4 protein-coding genes are annotated in these 6,509 nt (G+C 64.7%); 2 read left to right on the forward strand and 2 right to left on the reverse strand.

Features of this window, described 5'->3' with window-relative positions; translation table 11 throughout:
- Positions 1–55: 55 nt before the first annotated feature.
- The gene (gene fixJ / locus G3O00_RS38620) at positions 56–694 is read right to left on the reverse strand and encodes an oxygen response regulator transcription factor FixJ (protein WP_006493245.1); all 639 of its coding nucleotides are present in this window, start codon (positions 692–694) and stop codon (positions 56–58) included.
- The gene (gene fixL / locus G3O00_RS38625) at positions 691–3,207 is read right to left on the reverse strand and encodes an oxygen sensor histidine kinase FixL (protein WP_011352574.1); all 2,517 of its coding nucleotides are present in this window, start codon (positions 3,205–3,207) and stop codon (positions 691–693) included. The genes fixJ and fixL overlap by 4 nt, the downstream gene beginning before the upstream one ends.
- A 273-nt stretch (positions 3,208–3,480) precedes the next feature.
- Here fixL and aceE point away from each other — a divergent pair, with 273 nt between their 5' ends.
- Positions 3,481–6,177 carry a pyruvate dehydrogenase (acetyl-transferring), homodimeric type gene (gene aceE, locus G3O00_RS38630; protein ID WP_011352573.1) on the forward strand — a complete coding sequence of 899 codons (2,697 nt, stop codon included), beginning with the start codon at positions 3,481–3,483 and terminating at the stop codon, positions 6,175–6,177.
- Positions 6,178–6,245: 68 nt separating this feature from the next.
- A partial coding sequence (locus G3O00_RS38635; protein ID WP_346779018.1) for a biotin/lipoyl-containing protein occupies positions 6,246–6,509 on the forward strand: 264 nt, incomplete at its 3' end.

Consider the following 6,509-nt stretch of genomic DNA (forward strand, 5'->3'; position numbering starts at 1 on the left):
GCGGCCAGGGCGGGCCGCGTGCCGGGCGGGCAGTGCCGCCGCGGCCGGCGCTCGCTCAGGCCTGCTTCTTCGACAGCGCGAGGCGCAGCAGGTCAGCCACCGTGTTGACGTTGAGCTTTTCCATGATGTTCGCGCGGTGCGCTTCGACCGTCTTGATGCTGATGCCGAGATCGTCGGCGATCTGCTTGTTCAGGCGGCCCGCGATGATCCGTTCGAGCACCTGCTGCTCGCGCGCGGTCAGCTTCGACAGGCGTTCGCTCGCGGCACGCTGCTCCTGGACGCTCTTGCTTTCGCTTCGGGCCTTGTCGAGCATCCGCTCGACGAGCTTGCGCAGCTCGGCTTCGTCGAACGGTTTCTCGATAAAGTCCATCGCACCCTTTTTCATCGTCGAGACGGCCATCGGCACGTCGCCGTGACCCGTGACGAAGATGATCGGCAGCGCGGCATTGTCGGCAATCAGGCGCTCCTGCAGTTCGAGGCCGCTCATGCCCGACATCCGGACGTCGAGGATCAGGCACGCGATCTGGCCGGCCTGCTGTGCAGGCTGGTAGGCATCGAGGAACTGCTCGGCGCTCGAGAAGCATTGCACGCGATAGCCGTTCGCCTCCAGCAGCCAGCGCAGCGAGTCCCGTACGGCCTCGTCGTCGTCAACGACAAAGACGGTTTCCTGAGTGGTGGTGACAGGGCTATTCATAGTTCTCCCGTAACGGTATGTGATGCCGATGCCTCGCGCCCCCCTTGGCCGAGATCAGCGGGTTCCCCAATGGGCAAGCTGCAGTGGAACGTTGCGCCGGATATGCGGCCATCCGGCTCGACGTTGTTGACCACCCACAGACGCCCCCGATGCGATTCGATAATCGAACGACAGATATTTAGCCCCATGCCCATGCCATCGGACTTGGTGCTGTAAAACGGTTCAAACAGGCGCTCGGCGGTCGCTTCGTCGACGCCCGGGCCCTGGTCGATCACGCGGATGTCGACGAAGCCCGCCTCGATGTCGGCGACGACGCGGATCACGCCGTCCACCGACGCCGGCTTCACGTCGGCCATCGCTTCGGCCGCGTTCTTCATCAGGTTCACGAGCACCTGCTCGATCAGCACGGGGTCGACATAAATAATAGGCATTCTTGCGAGGATTTCCGTGACGATCCGGATCCTGCGCTTCCTGGCCTCGATTTCGGCGAGCCCGACCGCGTCGGCGACGATGTCAGCAACCCGCGCCGGCTGGCGCTTCGGCTCGCTGCGCTTCACGAATTCGCGGATCCGCTTGACGATCATCCCCGCGCGCAGCGCCTGTTGCGCGGTCTTTTCCAGCGCGGGCTGCAGCGTCTCCGGCGTGCCGCGGCCGCTCTTCACGAGCGCGAGCGTGCCCGAGCAGTAGTTGTTGATCGCGGCGAGTGGCTGGTTCAATTCGTGAGCAATCGACGACGCCATTTCACCCATCGTCATCAATCTGCTCGTGAACTGCAGCTTCTCTTCCTGCTGGTGCGCGAGTTCCTGTGCCTTCTTGCGGGTCGTGATGTCGGTCGCGATCTGCATTTGCGCGAGGTGGCCGTCCACCCACTGGATGTACTGGCGGCGCACCTCGAACCACTTCTGGATGCTCTCGACGTACACCTCCTGCGCATCGGCGGTGCTGCTCGTCAGCGCGGCGGCCGGCAGGCCCGCGAACGCGTCGACCATGTCGATCGAGTCGGACGATGCCTGCGCGCGGTCGAAGCCGCCGCCCGACAGCTCGAGATGGCCGTCCGGGCGAATGCCGAACAGGTGGCGGTAGTAGCGGTTCGCGAACAGCAGCTCGGCCTCGTCGGCGGCCAGCACCGACACCGCGGCGTCGAGGCTTTCGAGCACCGTCGTGAAGCGCTCGTGCGCGGCCGCGAGTTCCTCGCGTGCGCGCTTCGGTTCGGTGATGTCGGTCATCGACGACATCCAGCCGGTCTGGCGGCCCGAGCTGTCGATCAGCGGCGACACGTACAGGCGCGCATGGAACAGCGTGCCGTTCTTGCGCCGCACGCGCAGCTCGAAGCCCGAGCTCGGCGCCTTGCCGCGCAGCGTCATGTCGAGCTGGCGCTGCATTTCCGGGTACGCGTCACGCGGCCAGTACGGGAACGGCGCGACCTTGCCGACGAGGTCGGTTTCGTCCCAGCCCGTCATCCGGCAGAAGGCGGGGTTCACGTGCGTGATGCGGCCGTGCATGTCGAGCACGCGCATGCCGATCAGCACGGAATTTTCCATCGCGCGGCGGAAGAACGCTTCCGCGTACAGCGCCTGCTGCGCCTCGAAGCGCTGACGCGTGTGCTTCCACAGGCTCCAGAGGCTCCACAGCACGAAGCACGACAGGCCCGCGACGAGCCACACGAGCGTGTTGTTGGTCAGGTTCGTGAGCTGCGGGAACGCGTACACGCGCACGGTCAGCCCCTGGCCGGGCGGATCGAGCGGCAGGTCGTAGTGCGAGTCGCGCGGCAGGCGCGGGCGCGTCGACGTGGACGACAGCTCGCGGTTGTTCGCGTCGGTGATCGAAATCTTGTACTTCGACGACAGTTCCTGCGGGATGTCGTGCTTCAGGATGCCTTCGACCGAGAACACCGCGGCGATCGAGCCGAGGTACTCGCGGTCGCCGCGCATCACCGGTGTCTGCAGCGTGATGAAGCCGTTGCCGAAGTCGTCGTAGATCAGCGGCGAATAGGCCTGGCGGCGCGTGCTGCGCGCCTCGTCGTACGCGCCGCGCACGGCATCCTGCATCTGCGCTTCGCCGGGCTTCGCGAGCCGCTGGCCGAGCAGCGGCGGATGCACGGTCGGCCAGCGCTGCACGCCGGGCGACGTGTACCAGTTCAGGTAGAGGATTTCCGGATGCGTTTGCATCACGTCCGCGACGGCCATCTGGAACGCGTTCTGGTCGAGGCGGCCGGACGCGAGATCGCGGGAGAGGGCCTGGAGCTGTTCCTGCGCCCCCGTCATCGACAGGCGGATCTGTTGCTGCGCCCACGCGACGTTACGGAAGAGGGTGTCTTCCTGCTGCTGCTGTTCGCGGCGATTGAGGCTCCACAGGATGAGACTCATCACCACCAGGAACACCAGGATCGACAGCAGGGGCGTCAGCAAATAGGAATTGGACCACCACGGTCCGTGGTGCCAACGGGACGGCTGCGACTCCGCCGGCGGGCCCGACGGTCGCGCCGAGCGTGCGAAAAGCCGATCGGTCAACATTCGACGATTGTAGCGCAGCGCAATACATGGAAAACCTATACCGGATATGTTGAACGGAAACGGATTTGTTCAGCCGAGACGCGCCGGAGAGCCCCGAAATATGGGTGCAGCGCAGCAATATTCCGCATTACGAGAAAAGATCTCACAATTCGAAAATTTTGTTGCGCAGGCCCGTGCACGCTCATTACAATCCGTCGGAGCTTGCCCGCAGCCGGTCGCGTCGCGTCGTCTGCACGAGAGCGATCCTCACATTCCAGGACCCAGGAGACGAGAATGTCCGCTGTACCGAACGAAGTGATGAAATATGTCGCCGCCGAACGTGACGACGACCCGCAAGAAACCGTCGAGTGGCTGGAGTCGCTCGATGGCGTGATCTCCTCCGTGGGCACCGGCCGTGCGCATTACCTGATCGAAAAGCAGATCGAGTTCGCCCGCATGCACGGCGAACACCTGCCGTTCTCCGCCAACACCCCGTACATCAACACGATCCCGGTCGCCGCGCAGGCGAAGATCCCGGGCGACCAGGACCTCGAGCACCGCATCCGTTCGTACACGCGCTGGAACGCGCTGGCGATGGTGCTGCGCGCAGGCAAGGACACGAACGTCGGCGGCCACATCGCATCGTTCGCATCGGCCGCGACGCTCTATGACGTCGGCTACAACCACTTCTGGCACGCAGCGTCCGAGCAGCACGGCGGCGATCTCGTGTTCGTGCAGGGCCACTCGTCGCCGGGCGTGTACTCGCGCGCGTTCCTGCTCGGCCGCCTGAAGGAAGAGCAGCTCGACAACTTCCGCCAGGAAGTCGACGGCCAGGGCATTTCGTCGTACCCGCACCCGTGGCTGATGCCGGACTTCTGGCAGTTCCCGACCGTGTCGATGGGTCTCGGCCCGATCATGGCGATCTACCAGGCGCGCTTCATGAAGTACCTGCAGGCGCGCGGCATCACGAAGACCGAAGGCCGCAAGGTGTGGGCATTCCTCGGCGACGGCGAGACGGACGAGCCGGAATCGCTCGGCGCGATCGGGATGGCGAGCCGCGAGAAGCTCGACAACCTCGTGTTCGTGATCAACTGCAACCTGCAGCGTCTCGACGGCCCGGTGCGCGGCAACGGCAAGATCATCCAGGAACTCGAATCGGAGTTCCGCGGCGCCGGCTGGAACGTGATCAAGGTCATCTGGGGCAGCCGCTGGGATGCGCTGTTCGCACGCGACAAGTCGGGCGCGCTGATGCGCCGCATGATGGAAGCCGTCGACGGCGAATACCAGACTTACAAGTCGGAGTCGGGCGCATTCGTGCGCGAGCACTTCTTCAACACGCCTGAACTGAAGGCACTCGTCGCCGACTGGTCGGACGACGACATCTGGGCGCTGAACCGCGGCGGCCACGATCCGCACAAGATCTACGCGGCTTTCCACGAAGCCACGAACACGAAGGGCGCGCCGACCGTCATCCTCGCGAAGACCATCAAGGGCTACGGGATGGGCGAGTCGGGCCAGGCGATGAACATCACGCACCAGCAGAAGAAGCTGCCGGTCGAGCAACTGAAGAAGTTCCGTGACCAGTTCCGCCTGCCGATCACCGACGAGCAGATCGCCGACGTGCCGTACCTGAAGTTCGAGGAAGGCTCGAAGGAACTCGAATACATGCGCCAGAAGCGCATGGACCTCGGCGGCTACCTGCCGCATCGCCGCGAGAAGGCGACGTCGCTGCCGGTGCCGGCGCTCGACGTGTTCGAGCCGCTGCTGAAGGGCACGGGCGAAGGTCGCGAGATCTCGACGACGATGTCGTTCGTGCGGATCCTGAACATCCTGCTGAAGGACAAGGCGCTGGGCAAGCGCATCGTGCCGATCGTCCCGGACGAATCGCGTACGTTCGGCATGGAAGGCCTGTTCCGCCAGATCGGTATCTGGAACCAGGAAGGCCAGAAGTACGTGCCGGAAGATTCCGACCAGCTGATGTTCTACAAGGAATCGGAAACCGGCCAGATCCTGCAGGAAGGCATCAACGAAGCGGGCGGCATGTGCGACTGGATCGCTGCGGCGACGTCGTACTCGACGCACGGCGAGATCATGGTGCCGTTCTACATCTTCTATTCGATGTTCGGCTTCCAGCGCATCGGCGACCTGGCATGGGCCGCGGGCGACATGCGTTCGCGCGGCTTCCTGCTCGGCGGTACCGCGGGCCGCACGACGCTGAACGGCGAAGGCCTGCAGCACGAAGACGGCCACTCGCTCCTGTGGGCGGCATCGGTGCCGAACTGCGTGAGCTACGACCCGACGTTCGGCTACGAACTCGCGGTGATCGTCCAGGACGGCCTGCGCCGCATGGTGGCGGACCAGGAAGATGTGTACTACTACATCACGGTGATGAACGAGAACTACGAGCACCCGGCGATTCCGCAGGGCGAGCACGTGGCGGCCGACATCATCAAGGGCATGTACGCGTTCAAGAAGGCCGACGCCGACAAGAAGGCGCCGCGCGTCCAGCTGCTCGGCGCGGGCACGATCTTCAACGAAGTGATCGCTGCCGCCGACCTGCTGAAGAACGACTGGGGCGTCGCTGCCGACCTGTGGAGCGTGCCGAGCTTCACCGAGCTCGCGCGTGAAGGCCACCAGGTCGAACGCTGGAACCTGCTCCATCCGACCGAAGAGCGTCGTCTGTCGCACGTGCAGAAGTGCCTGAAGGACACGCAGGGCCCGGTCATCGCATCGACCGACTACGTCCGCGCGCTGGTCGACCAGATCCGCGGCCAGATCGATCGCCGCTTCGTCGTGCTGGGCACGGACGGCTTCGGCCGCTCGGATACCCGCGAGAAGCTGCGTCACTTCTTCGAAGTCGACCGTCACTGGGTCACCGTCGCCGCGCTCAACGCGCTGGCCGACGAGGGCACGATCGAGCGCAAGGTGGTCGCGGAAGCGATCGCCAAGTACAACCTCGATCCGTCGAAGCCCAACCCGATGACCGTTTAACGCACACGCCGTGTGATGCCGCGCGCCGCTCCCGCGAGGGGCGCGCGCGGTCATGGAGACAGAAACAGATGAGTCAAGCGATCGAAGTGAAGGTGCCGGATATCGGCGATTACAAGGACGTCCCGGTGATCGAGATCGGCGTGAAGGTCGGCGATACCGTCGAGCCGGAGCAGTCGCTCGTCACGCTCGAGTCGGACAAGGCGACGATGGACGTGCCGAGCCCGGTCGGCGGCGTCGTGAAGGAAATCAAGGTCAAGGTGGGCGATTCCGTGTCGGAAGGCTCGCTGATCATCCTGCTTGAAGGCGGCGCCGCGGCGCAGGCGAACGGCGCG

The sequence above is a fragment of the Burkholderia sp. Ac-20384 genome, assembly GCF_017104605.1.
GTDB classification, from domain to species: Bacteria; Pseudomonadota; Gammaproteobacteria; order Burkholderiales; family Burkholderiaceae; genus Burkholderia; species Burkholderia lata.